Genomic DNA, 14,721 nt, shown 5'->3' on the forward strand with positions numbered 1-14,721 from the left:
TCCTCACAGGTGGACGGAATGGGTGAACACGCCGACGACCGCGCGCAGCCGGGTCTCCTCCCGGAGGCCGTGGAGCGTGAGCATCCGGGCGACGCTGCCGTGTTCGGCCTCGATCCCGGCGATCAGGGAGCGCATCGTCGCCGCCGGCGTGGAGGTCCGCAGCCGCAGCTGCGCGAGGGTGTCCTCGCGGGTCCAGTTCGGGCGGGCGTCGGTGCTGCGCAGGGCGCGGTAGGCGCGGGCGGTCAGGGCGTAGTCCCGGGCGACGTCCGCGGTCCGCACTCCGAGCGCCCGCAGGACCAGGGCGCTGACGACGCCGGTGCGGTCCTTGCCCATCGCGCAGCAGATGTAGACGGGGACCTCCGCACCGTCGGCGAGCAGGTCCACGATCTCCGCCGCGACCGGCGCCGCCCTCGTCAGCATGTCACGGTAGTTCGCGAGGTAGTCGCTGGGCCGGGGCCGCACATTGCCCCGGATACGGCTCATGTCGCCGGCCACGGGCCGGGACAGCACGGTCGCGCCCGTGCGCTCGGGCCCCCGGTACTGCCGGCGTTCCTCCTCCAGGCGCAGGTCGACGACGGTACGGATGCCCAGGCCGCCGAGCGCCGGCGCCGTCTGCGGAGACGGCGCCGGCCCCCGGACGAGGAGCCCCCGCCGCAGGTACCCCCCGCCGGGACCGCGCAGCCCGCCCAGATCGCGCACGTTGGGCAGGCCCGGAACCATGATCCTCCGCGTGGTCATGCCACCCCTTCGCGGTACCGGTCGCCCAGGGCGGCGACGACCTGACGGACGACGGCCTCGTTCGCGACCGCGATACGGACGGCGGCCGGCAGCCCCGGCGCGCCGGACAGGTCCCGTACGACGATCCCCCGCTCCAGGAGGTGCCGGCTCGCGGCCCCGGCGTCCGCCGGGCCGGGGACGTCCCAGGTGACGAAGTTCCCGCCGCTCGGCCGGGCGTGCCAGCCGGGCGCGGCGCGCTCGACCTCGGCCGCGAACCGCTCCCGCAGCCGCCGCACGTCTGCCCAGATCCCGGTGAAGACGGCCTGCTCCTCCAGTGAACGCCGCAGCAGCGCGACCGCCGGAGCGGAGACCGAGCCCTCCGGGTCCAGGTCGAACAGGTGGCGGGCGGTCGCCGGGTGCGCGACCGTCACCGCGATCCGGGCGCCCGACAGCCCGTAGGACTTGGAGAACGTGTTGACGCGGACGACGTGCCGCAGACCGGCGAGCCCGCGCACCAGCTCCTCGCCGCCCTCGGTGAACGCCAGGTAGGCGGTGTCCACGACCAGCAGACTGCCGTGCTCCGCCACCGCGTCCGCCAGCTCGGCCAGCTCCTCCCTCCCGTGCACCTGCCCGGTGAAGCTGTGCGGGGTGGTGACGACGACGAACGCCGGCGCACCCGCGCGCAGCCGCCGCGCCAGGTCACGGAGGTCGAACAGCCCGGTCTCGGGGTCCGGGGCCACGGGGTCCAGGACACAGCCCGAGATCGCCGCGAACTTCGCCCAGCCGTCGAAGTTCGGCTGGTGCAGGACGATCCGCGACACCTCCGGGAACGCCCGGGTCAGCAGGTTCAGCCCGGGATCGCTGCCCGCGGTCAGGACGAGGGAGTCGGTGTCCACCCCGAACCGGTCGGCCAGCATGCCGTAGACCGGCTGGAGGACGGGGTAGGTCAGCACGTCGTTCGGGTCGAACTCCGCCAGCGTGGCCCGGTGCACCGCCGCCGCCCGGCTGTCCAGCAGCCCGCAGTTCTTCAGGTTGATCTCGTCGGGGACCCGGACGCGCCGGTTGCGGAACCGGCCGGCGCTCTCCCGCAGGAAGGGGGAGTCCGCCCCGTCCCGCGCCGGCACGAGCGTCTCGTCCCTCATGCCGGGCGCAGGGCCGGGCCGGCGGCGCGGGCGGGGATGTTCTCGAACACCTGGGTGACGTCCGGCTGGCTGCCGAAGACGATGTCGTAGCCGCGGGCCAGCTCGTCGTCGGTCAGCGCGTGGGTGCCCGGGACGAACAACTGCCGGTTGAACGCGGCCATCTCGTGGTCGAGGAGGTCCGGGCCCGCGAGCTCCCAGGGGGCGTACACGGTCGGCCGGGCCCGGCCCCCGCGCTCCTGGACGGCCTCGATGGTCCGCTCGGCTCCCTCGATCGTGGTGCCGGGCAGCCCGACGATGACGAAGCAGTTCAGCTCGATGCCCGACTCCTTGCACCAGGCCGAGAGCCGGTCGAGGTCCACCGCGGACTTCTGCTTCGCCCGGGGCAGCAACGCGCCCTCCTGCGGGTCGAGCGTCTCGAGACCGACGCTGATCCGGACGCAGCCGGCCGCGCCCATCGACCGGATCATCCCCTCGCTGAGGTGGTGGACCGTCGTCGCGCACTTCCACGGGTACGGGGAGCCGCGGCCGGTCAGCTCCCGGCAGAGCTCCTCCGTCCACTTCTTGTCCAGCGTGAACGTCGGCGCGTAGAACGCCACGTACTCGAACGGCGCCGCGGCGAACGACTCCTCGATGTACTGGACCGTCCGCTCGACCGTGAGCCGCCGTTCCTTCCGCGTGTAGATCAGCGGCACCTCGCAGTAGGAGCAGCCGACCGGGCACCCGCGAGCCGCCGGTACGACCAGTTCGCGGCGGCGCGGGATGCCGCAGAACTTGTTGGCGTCGTCGAAGTAGAGGGCGTCGTAGTGCCCGTACGGGATCTCGTCGGGCGTCGGCAGGTACCAGTCCTCAGCCGGGAGCAGGTCGCCGCGGCGCTTCGGAGCGGCCCAGGAGCCGTCGCGGCGCAGGTGCACCCCCGCCGCGTCGGCCGCCCGGCCCCGGAAGGTCTCGATCGCGGCGACGACGCCCGACTCGAAGTCGCCGTTCTCCACGATCGCGTCGATGTCGAAGCGCTCGAAGAAGCGGGGGTTGACCCCCGACAGCCTGCCGAACGTGACGATCGGGGCGGTGGGGTTCAGCGCCCGCGCGTAGGAGACGAGCCGGCGCAGCCCGTCGATGCCGTCGAACTCGTTCATCACGGCGATCACGTCGTACCGCTCCTGGAAGAGCCTGCTGCCGAGGTCCTTCCACGTCAGCCGCTCGACACTGGCGTCGATCGCGGTGACCTGGGCGCCCGGGTAGACGGCGCGCAGGTGACCGGTGACCTGGTAGAGCGCGAGGTGGTGCCCCGCGTTGAAGTAGCTGAGCACCTGCGGCGGCCAGATCACGAGGATCTTCCGGGGTTCGTCCACAATCTCTCCCATGGGGGGTCCTTTCGGTGCCGGGCGCCGGACGGTCAGCTCTGCGGCCGGTACGCGGAGCCGGCGAGCCCGGTGGTCAGCCAGTACTCGATCTGGACCGTGATCCGCTCGGTCCCCTCCGGGTGCTCGATCTTCGAGACCGCGTGCCACGACCTGTCGGTGGGCGGGAAGGCGAGCAGCTGGCCGCCGACCGGGCTGATCTCCTCCGTCGGACCCTCCTTGGGGGACGCGAAGATCTGGAACTGCCCGCCCGCCTCGACGGGCCAGTCACGGTTCAGGTAGAGGATCACGGTGATCGCCTTGGTCGGCTTGTCCTTGTGCACCGACAGGTAGTCGCCGTTGCGGTGGGTGTAGAGGCCGATGCTGCGCTGCAGGCCGGCCAGTTCGATCCCGGTCGACTTCTCCAGCCAGGCGGTGAACTCGGCGCCGCGCAGGTCCTCCACGAGGTCCCGCCAGATCGCGGGCAGGCGGGGGAAGACCGGGGCTTCCTTCTCGAGGACTATGAGGTCCACGAGGTTCATCCGGTACTGCTTCTCGTGCTTCGGGTCCTCGACCGCGATCTTCGCGACGTCGGCGGTCGGCATGGTCGCGAGCAACTCCTCCAGTTGCCCGTCGTCGAGCAGGTCACGGCCGCGGAAGAGCTGGAACGGCTGGGTGCGTTCCTCCAGCGCCGAGTCGAGCGTCAGCACCACGGTGTCTCCTTGGGGTCGATGCGGAGGTCCCGGGACGGCCCGGGCCCGACCTGGCCACAGCCTGTCCGCGGACCCCTGCCGACCCCTTGTCGGTTCGCTGCCCGGCCGCTGCCGTGGATCCGCAAGGTCTTCGCAAACCGGCGCGCCATCGCACGGCAAGCGGGACGGCGACACTGGCGGGGCAGCCCTGATACCCGAACCGGTGCACACACCGGCCGCCGAGAGGTGCGAGTGTTGATCGATCTGGACGTCCGGCTCGAAACGTGGGACCACCCCTTCCGGCACTTCCGCGGCGCCGGTCTGCTCTCCGCGCGCGACCTGGCCGACCTCGGCGCCACCGCGCCGGACGCGGGCCTGTTCCAGCGGATCGACACCTCGACCGGTGACGTACGGCGCCGCTACCGCTCGTCCGTCCTGCCGGTCTTCGACAACAGGACCGGCCTCACCCCCGATGAGATCCCCCTGGCGGCGCCGTGGCGCGACCTGGTCGCCGACCTGCTGTCCGACGAGTTCACCGACTGGCTCCTTGGCGAGACCGGGGTGGACACCACCGGGTTGCACCGCCGGGCCGAGATCTACCACCACTACGACGGCGACTTCGAGGACCTCAGCGTCGGCAAACAGAACAAGAGACTCGCCTTGGCACTGCACACCAACGAGCACTGGCCGGCCGACGGCGGGGGAGAACAGGAGTGCTGGTCCGGCCCGGACAGGTCGGCCGGCCCCGCCTCGGCCATGCTTCCGACGGGAGGCACCGCCTGGCTCTATCCGGCGTCGCCCTCGTCCTGGCACCGGATGGCGCCGGTCAGCGCGGGGCGGGGCCTGGTGCGGCGGTGGGTCGCCATGGCCTTCTTCGAGTGACCGGCGGACCCCGGCCGGACACCGACGGCCGGACACGACCGGAGCCGCCGCCCGAGCTGTCTCGGACGGCGGCTTCTGCCGGTCACTCCTCGTCGATCCGGATGGCCGACGACGGGCACAGCTGGACCGCCTGACGGACGGCCGGCCGGTCCGCCCCGGCCGGTTCCACCGTCACGGGCGCGACCAGCCCCTCCTCGTCCTGGTCGAAGACGGCGGGCGCCGCCAGGACGCACTGGGCGGCGCCGACGCACCGCCCCCTGTCCGCGGTGATGTGCACGGGCGTGCCCCTCTTCTCAGCAGTTCACCGGCACCCGGTGGATGCCGTAGATCCCGGTGTCGTCCTTGTACGGCAGCTCCTCGGCGGGCACGGCCAGCGACAGGCCCGGCACCCGGCGCAGCAGCGTCTCGAACACGATCTCCAGCTCCACCCGGGCCAGGTTCTGCCCGAGGCACTGGTGGACCCCGTACCCGAAGGCGACGTGGTGGCGGGCGCCACGTCCGAAGTCGAGCCGGTCCGGGTGCTCGAAGACCTCGTCGTCCCAGTCGGCGGCCAGCGCGGACACGACGATGCCCTCGTCCTTGCGGATGGTCACGCCGCCGATCTCGATGTCCTCGGTGGCGACCCGGGCGGGCGCGTTCTCCACGACGCTGAAGTAGCGCAGCATCTCCTCGATCGCCGGGAGCAGCAGCGCGGGGTCGGCCGCGATCCGTGCCTTGTGCTCCGGGTTCTCCAGCAGCGCCACCACGCCCAGCGAGATCATGTTCGCGGTGGTCTGGTGTCCGGCGATCAGCAGCATGACGGCGGTGCCCACGATCTCGTCGTGCGTCATCACCGACGTCTGCCGGTTGCGCGCGATGAGCCGGCCGATCAGGTCGTCGGTGGGCTCGCCCCGCTCCTTCTCGGTGACGAGGTCCTCCAGGAAGTCGTTGAGCGCGTCGGAGGCCGCGGCGCGCTCCCGCATCGAGGCGGACCGGCTGACCAGCATGCCCGCCCACTCGTGGAAGTCGCGGCGCTGCTCGTGGGGCACGCCCAGCAGCTCGCAGATCACCAGCGACGGCACCGCCTGCGACACGTGCTCGACGAGGTCGGCCGGCTGCGGCGCGGCCAGCATCTCGTCGATGCTCCGGTCGACGATCTCCTGGACACGCGGGCGCAGCGCGGCGATCCGGCGCAGCGAGAACTCGCCGGTCAGGATCTTGCGGTGAGCCCCGTGCTCGGCCCCGTCCAGGTGGATCATGGACCGCCGGGTGCTGAGCCGACGGACGCGCTCGGGCGCCGCGCGCTGCTCGGCGGTCAGCCGGCCCGGGAACGCCGGGTGCAGGCGGTCGGCGCTGACCCGCGGGTCGGCGAGCAGCTTGCGGGCCAGCTCGTGCTTGGTGACCAGCCAGGCCACCTGGCCGTCGGGCATGCGGACCCGGCTGACCGGCTCCTGCCCGCGCAGCTTGCGGTACTCGGCGGGCGGGTGCATGGGGCACTCGCGGGCCATGGGGAACGACGGAATGCCGTGGTCGAACGTCTCGGTCATGGGAGGGGTTCCCGTTCCTCTCGGGCCTGCCGGTCCGCTGCCGCCGCACGGAGCGCGACCCGGTTGATCTTGCCGACGCCGATCATCGGGAGGGCGTCGACCACCCTTATCTCCTCGGGCAGTTTGTACGTGGCGATGCCGCGCTCGGTGAGGAAGCGGCGCAGGCCCAGCAGCGTCGGCTGCTTCTCCGGGGCGGAGGGGACGGCGAAGACGCAGACCGTCTGCCCCCACACCGGGTGCGGCATCGCGACCGCCGCGACCGCCCGCAGCGAGGGGTGCTCGGCGAGCAGTGATTCGATCTCCCCGGCGGAGATCTTCTCCCCGCCGCGGTTGATGACGTCGCCGATCCGGCCCTCCACCACCAGCCCGCCCGACGGGTGGAGGCGCGCCAGGTCGCCGGTGCGGTAGAAGCCGTCGTCGGTGAAGGCGCGCGCGTCGGCGTCCGGCGCCGCGTAGTACCCGGCGACCGTGTACGGGCCCCTGGTCAGCACTTCGCCCACCTCGCCGGGTGCCACTTCGGTGCCGTCCTCGCCCACGATGCGGATCTCGTCGCCGGGTGAGGCGGGCCGCCCCTGGGTGTGGGCGATGACGTCATCGGGGTCGTCCAGCGCGGTGTAGGTCAGCAGCCCCTCGCTCATGCCGTAGCACTGCTGCACCGTACAGCCGAGCAGCTTGTGCGCCTCGGCCGCCGGGGCGGGCTCCAGACGGGCGCCGCCGGCCTGGAGCACGCGCAGCGACGTCGGCCCGCGGCCCCGCTGCCCGACCTCGCCCAGCCACTGGGTGACCAGCGCGGGCACCAGCGTCGTGTGCGTCACCCCCTCCCGGTCGATGAGGTCGAGCGCCGCCCCGGGATCTCCCGGCGAGCCCAGGACCACCCGGCCGCCGAAGGCCAGGACGCCGAAGATGCCGGGGCAGTTGAGGACGAACCCGTGCGCCCCCGACATGACGGCGAGGTACACCGCGTCCGGCGACAGCCCGGCCCACCGGGCGGCCGTGCGGATCATGTAGCCGTAGCCCTCGTGGGCGCGCGCGATCGCCTTCGGCGGGCCGGTGGTCCCGCTGGACAGCAGGAAGACGGCGGGCTCGTCGGCCAGCGGCGGTCCCGGATCGGGCAGGGGCCTCGCCCCGGGGTCCGGCCGGCACAGCTCGACCAGGTCCTCGGTGCCTTCGGGAACGGCGTCCGCCGCGCGGTCGGCGACCAGGACGTGCCGGATGCTCGGGCAGCTCTCCCGCAGTTCCCTCGCCAGCGCGACATGGTCGAAGCGCTGCCAGTGGCGCGGTACGGCCACGGCCGTGGGCCGGGTGGCCGCCACGACCGCCAGCAGCTCGCGGCGGCGCAGCGTGGGCACCGCCATCACCGGGTGGGCGCCCAGCCGCATCAGCGCCAGCGGCAGGACGACCAGCTCCAGGTCGTTGGGGAGCTGGACCAGGACACGGTCCCCGCGCGCGATCCCGAGGCCGGCCAGCCGGGCGGCGGCGCCGGCGACCGCGTCCGCCAGCTCGCCCCGGGTCAGCCGGCCGCCGGGGCCGCGGACGGCCTCCTTCTCGGGATCCTCGGCCATGTGCCGCAGCACCAGCCGGTCGACCCGCTCGGGACGCCACCACCCGCGCTCGCGGTACTCCCGCGCGCGATCCGGCGGAATCCTCGGGAGGCCGGGGTCCTCGGGACGGAATGAACTCACGCCCTGTCACCTTCCTTTCTCGCGGCCACGTCAGAGAGCCGACTGCGGGGCGAGCCGTGAGATGTCGTACGCGGTGGAGTCCTCCACGGCCAGTTCGGCGCAGATCCGGCCGAACAGCGGGACGAACTTGAACGCCCAGCCCGCCCCGTAGACGACGAGCTTCTCCCCGTGCGTCACCAGGTCCCGGGCGGTGCCGAGGAAGAACTGCCGTTCGGGGTCCGTGGGCAGCACGGCCAGGCAGGTCGAGGTCCGCACCGGGTCGGGGTCGACCGTGGCCAGATGGTCCCGCAGCCAGCCCGACAGCCGGTCCATCTGGCGCCGGTCGGCGACGCCGGTGGCCGCCGAGGGGTGGTCGAGCGGGTCCACCTCGAAGATCGGCCCGCAGCGCACGAACTCCCCGGGCGCCCACGGGTTGTGGCCGAACCCGTAGAACAGGTTGGTGTCCTGCGGCGTCGGCTGCTGGAAGGCGAACCAGAACGGCGCCTCCGTCACCGGCGTGGTCTGCCGGTAGGCCGCGACGGCCATCTCGTACACCGAGTACGCGAGGCGCGCGCCCAGCGGTTCCAGCAGGTCGTTGGTGTAGGGGCCGCAGGCCAGCACCACCTTGCCGGCCCGGTAGGCGCCCCGGTCGGTGGTGACGCTCACCCCGTCCGCGTCCGGCACGAGTTCCGTCACCGCCTCCCCGGCGCGCAGGGTGCTGCCGGCCGCCTGGGCGAGGGTGAACAGCGCCGCCAGCGTTCCCCTGACGTCGATCGTCCCGCCGTCCGGCTGGAGGAACCCCTCGTAGTCCCGGGGCAGGCCGCGGAACCCGAACCGCCGCTCGATGTCGGTGGCCTTGAGCCACTCGTAGCGCACCGAGAGCTTGTCCATCATCGCGGCGGTCCCCGAGATCTGGCCCTCGTTGGTGACGACGTCAATGTCCCCGAACCAGAGGCTGCCGATCTCGTGGATGAGGCGGCGCTCGCAGCGGCTCTCCAGCGCCCGCCACAGCGGAAGGGTCTCCAGCGTCAGACGGAACAGGTCCTCCTGCGTGTACTGGAGCCGCCAGTGCCGCTCGGCGCCGCTGGTCCCCCCGTTCTCGTTGAAGAACGTGTGCCGCTCCAGGACCAGTACCCGGTGGCCGCGCTCGGCGACCTGCCAGGCGGTGGCCAGGCCCACGGGCCCGCCTCCCACGACCACCACGTCATAGGACTCCGTCATGCCCGGGCCTCCTCGTAGCTCGACGTGCCGCGCTCGCCGGGGTCCCGCCGTCCGGTGAGCGCGGACTTCAGGGCCAGCACCAGATGCTCCACCTGGCCGTCGGTCATCGACGGATAGCAGGGCAGGTTGACCTGCTCGTGGAACCAGAGCCGCTCGGTGACCGGGCACTCGCCGAGCCGGTGGCCCCGGCCCCGCCACTCGGGGCGCAGGTGCAGGGGGAAGTAACGCACCTGCACCTGGACCCCGGCGGCCTCCAGGGCGAGGATCACCTCGTCGCGGCTCACGCCCTGTCCCGGCCGGACGAAGAAGGTGAACAGGTGGTAGGGGTGGTGGATGTCCTCGGGCACGTCAGCCAGCCGCGCCTGCCCGAACTCCGCCAGCGTCCGGGCGAGGCGCCCGGCGATCCATCGCCGCCGCCCGGCCAGCTCCCCGAGACGCTCCAGCTGGACGAGCCCCACAGCCGCCCCGGCCTCGCTGAGCGTGGCGTTGCTCCCGGGGTGCCGGATGCGCAGGCACTCCTTCTCGTACGAGTCCCCGGCCCACATCATCCAGGGCTCCGCGTGCTCGTACGGCCCGGCCGACAGCGGCGACGGGACGAGGACCCCGTCGGCGGCGTTGGAGCGGATGCGGTCGAGGCGCTCGGCCCACTCGGGATCGTCGAAGGTGAGCATGCCGCCCTCGCCGAGGGTCGTGATGTTCTTGCTGGAGTGGAAGCTGAAGCACCCGATGTCGCCGAGCGCGCCCGGCCGCCGGCCGCGGTAGAGGGCGCCCAGCGCGTGCGCGCAGTCCTCGATCACCCTGACGCCGTGCCGGCGGGCCACCCGCATGATCTCGTCCATGCGTGCCGGCCGGCCGCCGTAGTGGACCAGGATCAGGGCCCGGGTCCGCGGGGTGATCAGCGACTCGAACGAGTCGACGTCCACGTTCAGGGTGTCCGGCTCCACGTCGCAGAAACGAACCGTCACGTCGTGCGCCAGCAGGGGGTCGGCGGTGGCCTTGAAGGTCTGCGGGGTCACGATGACCTCGTCACCGGGGGCGAGGTCCAGCAGGTGCACGGCGAGCGCGACGGCGACGGTTCCGCTGGTGACGGTCATCGCGTACCGGCTGCCGACGTGCTCGCGCATCGCCTGCTCGAACGCGTCCCGCCACCGCCCTTGCGACAGACTCTCGCCGGACCGGACGACCTCGCCCAGCGCGGCCAGCTCGGCGTCCCCGAGGACGCTTCCCACCGCGGGGGCCGGCACGAAGTACCGGGAGTTCTCGTCCACGGTCAGCATGAGCCGGTCCCGCTGCCCGCCGGGCTTCCCCCGTCCCGGGCGGCGCGCAGGGCCAGCGCCACCTCCACGATCAGGTCCTCCTGGCCCGCGACCACCTGACGCCTGCCGAGTTCGAAGAAGACGTCGCGCGGATCGACCCCTTCCCGCGCCGCGATGTCGAGCACCGGTTTCTTGAACCCGGAGAACACCCCGGCCAGCCCGCTGACGATGGAGACGGAGTCGATGGTGGGCGGCGCCGGCATCAGCTCCCGCCCGGCGATGTCCGCCGCGTCCAGGAGCCGGTACAGGTCGATGCCCGTCCGGAACCCCAGCCGTTCCAGCACCGGCACCAGGACCTCCAGCTGGGTGTTGCCGGCGCCGGCGCCGAAGCCCCGCGCGCACGCGTCGAGGATGCCGGCCCCCGCCTGAGCCGCCGCGATCGAGTTCGCCACGGCCATGCCGAGGTTGTTGTGCCCGTGGAACATCACCGGCACGTCGACGGCGGCGCAGATGGCCCCGATGCGGGCCGTGACGTCCGAGGGCAGGAAGTGCCCCGAGGAGTCGAGGATGCCCACACCGGTGGCGCCGTACCCGACCAGGCGCGCGCATTCCTCGGCGAGCTGGTCGGGGCTCGCCATGTGCGTCATCAGGAGGATGCCGTGCGCCTCCACGCCCTCGTCGCGCAGGAAGCCGAGGTGGCGCTCGGCGACGCTGGCCTCGGTGCAGTGCGTCGCGATGCGCACCAGGTCGACCTCGTACCCGAGGGCGTTCTTGATGTCCTGGGTGGTGGCCCAGCCCGGGAACATGAGAACCCCGAGCTTGCTGGTCGTCAGGGTCTCGCGGGCGATCGACATCATCTCGTCGTCGCTCAGCCGGGCCCGGCCGACCTGGAGGGACGAGGCGGCCAGCCCGTTGCCGTGGCCGACCTCGACGACCGGGACGGCCGCGGCGTCCGCGGCCTTCAGATAGGCGCGGAACTGCTCCGCGCCGAGACTGTGCCGCACGGCGTGCTGGCCGTCGCGCAGCGTCGGGTCGTGAATCTGGACCGGCCTGCCCGCGGCGGCGTCCCGGGCCGCTTCCTGGCTCATGCCGTCTCCCTGCCTGCCAGTGCGAGCCGGTCCGCCGCGTAACACTCGGCGGCCTGGATCGCGGCGGAATTGATGATGTCGAGGTTCCCGGCGTAGTGCGGCAGCCGTTCGCCGGACGAGGTGACCTCCACGGAGACGAAGGCCGTGTCGTCGTTGACGGTGCACACGCTGACGCCGAACCCCTTGACGTACGTGCGGATCTCGTCAGCGGCTCCCGTCACCAGCGCGCGCACCGAGTCGGCGGTGAGGTCCCGGCCCCGCAGGTGCATGGCGACCCGGAAGGTGGCCGCGGGCCGGGCCGGGCTGATGTTGACGAGCGCCTTCACGTCCTCGACGCCGGTGAACCAGCGGATCGCGTCCTGCGTGGTCTGCACGTACTCGTCGAGGTTCAGGCGTGAGGCGCGGCCCACGCTCAGGGTGGCGGCCGTGGTCACGACCTCGACGCAGTCGATCTCGTGCGCTCTCGCGACCGCGTGCAGGATCGGTACGCACGCCTGTCCGCCGCAGGTCACCATGCTGATGTCGCGGTGGGAGCCGATGTCCTCCGGGTTGACGGTCGGGACGATCATCTGCCCGACCCTGCTGGGCGTCAGGTCGACGATCATCGCCCCGGACGCCGCGAGCTTCTCCGCGTGCTCGGCGTGGAACGACGCGTTGGTGGCGTCGAACACCACGTCGAAGTCCTCCTCGGCGTCGACGAGGGACTGGATGCCCCCGGTCGCCACCGGCAGCCCGCGCCGGGCCGCCCGCCGCAGCTCGGCGGCGTCATGCCGCCCCGCGACGAGCCGCAGGTCGAGACAGTCTGAGCGCATGATCTTGGTCGCCAGGTCCATACCGATGAGTCCGGCGCCGAGGACCGATACGGACAGCCGTCCAGTTGCTTGCATGTACGGTCGCCTTTCCGTCAAGGTGCGGCGTGATCCGCCCTGGGACCCGCGGAGGCCGGCCGCGGTGGTCCCTGTGCGGCCCAGCCTGGAACCGGGGCCTTGTCGACGGCTCGCCGTCGCACTGACCGGCCGGCGCCGCGGGCGGGGCAAGCGAGGCGGCGAGGTCCTTGCAGGGACGCGGCGACATGCTGTGCGGGCACCACCCCGGGGGCTTCCCCCGCTACAACGCCAGTCCGTACGCCGCACCTTTAGCATCCGAAGGGGACTGCGAGCCGTGGTCAACCCGATTCATGACGACAACGGTGTCTCTCTGGTCCTGGTGAACAGCGAGAACCGGCACGCTCTGTGGGCCGGCGGCCTCGACGTGCCACCGGGCTGGCGCGTCGCGCACCGGGCGGCGAGCCGCCGGGAGTGCCTGGAGTACATCGGCGCCCACTGGCCGGACATCCGGCCCGCCGGACTCCCGGACGCCGGGACGGACGCGGGCGCCTGCCTGCACGACCTGTTCGCCGCGCAGGCCGCGCGCACCCCCGGGGCCCCGGCCCTCATCTGGCGGGACCAAGAGATGACGTACCGTCAGCTCAACGACGCTGCGGACAGGTTGGCCGCCTGTCTCCGGCTGCGCGGCGTCGGGCCCGGCGCGTTCGTGGGCCTGTGCGTCGAGCGGTCGCCGCAGATGATCACGGCCCTGCTCGGCGTCCTGAAGACCGGCGCCGCCTACGTGCCCCTCGACCCCGAGTACCCGGCCGAGCGGCTGCGGTACGTCCTGTCCGACACGGGCGCACGCCTGCTCCTGACCCAGGAGCCGCTGAGGTCGCTCTTCCCCGACCACGACGGCGAGATCCTCTGCCTCGACGAGCACCGGCAGGACATCGACGCGCTGCCCGCCGCGCCCGCGCCGGACAGCGCCGTCCCGCTGCCGTCGGACGCCGCCTACGTCATCCACACCTCCGGCTCCACGGGCCGCCCCAAGGGCGTCCTGGTGACGCACCGCTCCCTGGCGAACCACAGCTCCGCCGTGAACCGGCACTTCGCCTTCGCCCCCGGCGACCGCGTCCTGCAGTGCAGGCCGCTGAGCTTCGACGCCGCCGCCGAGGAGATCTTCCCGCCGCTCCTGCACGGCGCGGCCCTCGTCCTCGGCAGCGACCCCCTGCGCCAGACGTTCCGGGCCCTGACCCAGCAGGTCATCGACACCGGCACGACCTTCCTGAGCGTGCCCACGGCCTTCTGGCACAGCTGGGTCGCGGAGGAGGACTGCCTGCTGCGGCTGGCCACGGAGTCCGCGCTGCGCACGATGATCGTGGCCGGCGAGAAGGCGGCCCGCCAGGCCCTGCTGACCTGGAAGAAACGGGTCGGCGAGGACATCCGCTGGTTCAACGTCTACGGCCCCACCGAGGGCACCATCACCACGACGGTCCACGAGCCGGGCGCCGACTGGGAGGCCGGCGAGCACGGCTCCGTCCCGATCGGCCGCCCCATCGACAACGTGCGCACGTACGTCCTCGACGACGCCCTGCGACCGGTCCCGGCGGGAGAGCCGGGCGAGCTGTTCATCGGCGGGGCGGGCGTGGCCGTCGGCTACCTGAACGCGCCGCTGACCACCGCCGAGCGGTTCCTGCCCGACCCCTTCTCCGGCGTGCCCGGCAGCCGGCTCTACCGCACCGGGGACCTGGTGCGCGCGGACGCCGACGGCTGCCTGGAGTTCCTCGGCCGCCGGGACCACCAGGTGAAACTGCGCGGTTACCGCATCGAGCTCGGCGAGATCGAGGCCGTTCTCGCCGAGCACGAGGACGTCCGGGGGTGCGTCGCCCTGGTGGCCGGCGACGGCCCCGACAGCACCCTCGTGTGCTTCGTGACCGCGGGCGGGCGGGCCGCGCCGCCGGCCGCCGAACTGATCGCCCACCTGCGCGGCCGGCTGCCCTGGTACATGATCCCGACGGCCGTCCGCGTCCTGGACGCCTTCCCCCTGACCCCCAACGGGAAGATCGACCGGGCCGCCCTGCTCGCCCTCGAACCCGACGACGACGGCGAAGCCGTCCACATCGCGCCGCGCACCCCGGTGGAAGCGGTCCTGGCGGACATCTGGGAGGACGTCCTCGGCCGCCGCGGCATCAGCGTCGACGCCGACTTCTTCCAGGCGGGCGGCCACTCCCTGCTCGCCGCGAGCCTCATCGCCCGCATCCGCGCCCGGTTCGACGTCGCCATGACGGCCCGCGTGCTGTTCGAGTCCCCGACCATCGCCGGGCTCGCCGAAGCCGTCACCCGGGCGGCCGGCGACGGCGCGGCGGACCGCGCCGGCCGGAGCTGACCGG

General features: G+C 72.8%; 13 protein-coding genes. 2 read left to right on the forward strand and 11 right to left on the reverse strand.

Annotated features, from left to right (window positions below; all coding sequences use genetic code 11):
* Positions 1 to 3: 3 nt before the first annotated feature.
* The 4 genes from ABZ261_RS20360 to ABZ261_RS20375 are packed head-to-tail and all read right to left on the reverse strand — an operon-like array spanning position 4 to position 3,909.
* The gene (locus ABZ261_RS20360; RefSeq protein WP_356861039.1) at positions 4 to 738 is read right to left on the reverse strand and encodes a tyrosine-protein phosphatase; all 735 of its coding nucleotides are present in this window, start codon (positions 736 to 738) and stop codon (positions 4 to 6) included.
* The gene (locus tag ABZ261_RS20365; RefSeq protein ID WP_356861041.1) at positions 735 to 1,859 is read right to left on the reverse strand and encodes a pyridoxal phosphate-dependent aminotransferase; all 1,125 of its coding nucleotides are present in this window, start codon (positions 1,857 to 1,859) and stop codon (positions 735 to 737) included. Before ABZ261_RS20365 ends, ABZ261_RS20360 begins: the two co-directional genes overlap by 4 nt.
* Entirely contained in the window at positions 1,856 to 3,220 is a 1,365-nt protein-coding gene (locus ABZ261_RS20370) for a radical SAM protein (RefSeq protein ID WP_356861043.1), read from the reverse strand. Before ABZ261_RS20370 ends, ABZ261_RS20365 begins: the two co-directional genes overlap by 4 nt.
* Before the next feature lie 32 nt (positions 3,221 to 3,252).
* Positions 3,253 to 3,909, reverse strand: coding sequence for a 2OG-Fe(II) oxygenase (locus tag ABZ261_RS20375; RefSeq protein WP_356861045.1), 657 nt, complete (start codon positions 3,907 to 3,909; stop codon positions 3,253 to 3,255).
* Between the two features lie 234 nt (positions 3,910 to 4,143).
* Between ABZ261_RS20375 and ABZ261_RS20380 the strand changes: the two genes are divergently transcribed.
* Positions 4,144 to 4,770: a 2OG-Fe(II) oxygenase gene (locus ABZ261_RS20380; RefSeq protein ID WP_356861047.1), complete on the forward strand. Its 627-nt coding sequence runs from the start codon at positions 4,144 to 4,146 to the stop codon at positions 4,768 to 4,770.
* Between the two features lie 82 nt (positions 4,771 to 4,852).
* On the opposite strand, the gene ABZ261_RS20385 is transcribed toward ABZ261_RS20380, so the two are convergent.
* The 7 genes from ABZ261_RS20385 to ABZ261_RS20415 are packed head-to-tail and all read right to left on the reverse strand — an operon-like array spanning position 4,853 to position 12,409.
* Positions 4,853 to 5,047, reverse strand: a complete 195-nt coding sequence (locus ABZ261_RS20385) for a ferredoxin (RefSeq protein WP_356861049.1) — start codon at positions 5,045 to 5,047, stop codon at positions 4,853 to 4,855.
* A gap of 16 nt (positions 5,048 to 5,063) precedes the next feature.
* A complete protein-coding gene (locus tag ABZ261_RS20390) occupies positions 5,064 to 6,296 on the reverse strand; it encodes a cytochrome P450 (protein ID WP_356861051.1) in 1,233 nt (410 codons plus the stop codon).
* Positions 6,293 to 7,978 (reverse strand): AMP-binding protein, encoded by a 1,686-nt coding sequence (locus tag ABZ261_RS20395; protein ID WP_356861053.1) that lies wholly within the window; start codon positions 7,976 to 7,978, stop codon positions 6,293 to 6,295. Before ABZ261_RS20395 ends, ABZ261_RS20390 begins: the two co-directional genes overlap by 4 nt.
* Positions 7,979 to 8,008: 30 nt before the next feature.
* Positions 8,009 to 9,178: an FAD-dependent oxidoreductase gene (locus tag ABZ261_RS20400; protein WP_356861055.1), complete on the reverse strand. Its 1,170-nt coding sequence runs from the start codon at positions 9,176 to 9,178 to the stop codon at positions 8,009 to 8,011.
* Complete coding sequence (locus ABZ261_RS20405; RefSeq protein WP_356861057.1) at positions 9,175 to 10,455, reverse strand: DegT/DnrJ/EryC1/StrS family aminotransferase; 1,281 nt, start codon at positions 10,453 to 10,455, stop codon at positions 9,175 to 9,177. The genes ABZ261_RS20400 and ABZ261_RS20405 overlap by 4 nt, the downstream gene beginning before the upstream one ends.
* On the reverse strand, positions 10,449 to 11,522 hold the full coding sequence (gene dmpG, locus ABZ261_RS20410) for a 4-hydroxy-2-oxovalerate aldolase (RefSeq protein ID WP_356861059.1): 1,074 nt from the start codon (positions 11,520 to 11,522) through the stop codon (positions 10,449 to 10,451). Before dmpG ends, ABZ261_RS20405 begins: the two co-directional genes overlap by 7 nt.
* Positions 11,519 to 12,409, reverse strand: a complete 891-nt coding sequence (locus ABZ261_RS20415) for an acetaldehyde dehydrogenase (acetylating) (RefSeq protein WP_356861061.1) — start codon at positions 12,407 to 12,409, stop codon at positions 11,519 to 11,521. The genes dmpG and ABZ261_RS20415 overlap by 4 nt, the downstream gene beginning before the upstream one ends.
* Positions 12,410 to 12,683: 274 nt before the next feature.
* Between ABZ261_RS20415 and ABZ261_RS20420 the strand changes: the two genes are divergently transcribed.
* The gene (locus ABZ261_RS20420; protein WP_356861063.1) at positions 12,684 to 14,717 is read left to right on the forward strand and encodes an amino acid adenylation domain-containing protein; all 2,034 of its coding nucleotides are present in this window, start codon (positions 12,684 to 12,686) and stop codon (positions 14,715 to 14,717) included.
* The last annotated feature ends 4 nt before the right edge of the window (positions 14,718 to 14,721 follow it).

It is taken from the genome of Streptomyces sp. NPDC006193 (assembly GCF_040613915.1).
Taxonomy (GTDB): Bacteria; Actinomycetota; Actinomycetes; order Streptomycetales; family Streptomycetaceae; genus Streptomyces.

Excerpts from the sequence above, each read along its gene's own strand:
- dmpG (WP_356861059.1), bottom strand. The coding sequence starts at position 11,522 with ATGAGCCAGGAAGCGGCCCGGGACGCCGCCGCGGGCAGGCCGGTCCAG.
- ABZ261_RS20400 (WP_356861055.1), bottom strand. The coding sequence starts at position 9,178 with ATGACGGAGTCCTATGACGTGGTGGTCGTGGGAGGCGGGCCCGTGGGC.
- ABZ261_RS20370 (WP_356861043.1), bottom strand. The coding sequence starts at position 3,220 with ATGGGAGAGATTGTGGACGAACCCCGGAAGATCCTCGTGATCTGGCCG.
- ABZ261_RS20390 (WP_356861051.1), bottom strand. The coding sequence starts at position 6,296 with ATGACCGAGACGTTCGACCACGGCATTCCGTCGTTCCCCATGGCCCGC.
- ABZ261_RS20365 (WP_356861041.1), bottom strand. The coding sequence starts at position 1,859 with ATGAGGGACGAGACGCTCGTGCCGGCGCGGGACGGGGCGGACTCCCCC.
- ABZ261_RS20415 (WP_356861061.1), bottom strand. The coding sequence starts at position 12,409 with ATGCAAGCAACTGGACGGCTGTCCGTATCGGTCCTCGGCGCCGGACTC.
- ABZ261_RS20360 (WP_356861039.1), bottom strand. The coding sequence starts at position 738 with ATGACCACGCGGAGGATCATGGTTCCGGGCCTGCCCAACGTGCGCGAT.
- ABZ261_RS20405 (WP_356861057.1), bottom strand. The coding sequence starts at position 10,455 with ATGCTGACCGTGGACGAGAACTCCCGGTACTTCGTGCCGGCCCCCGCG.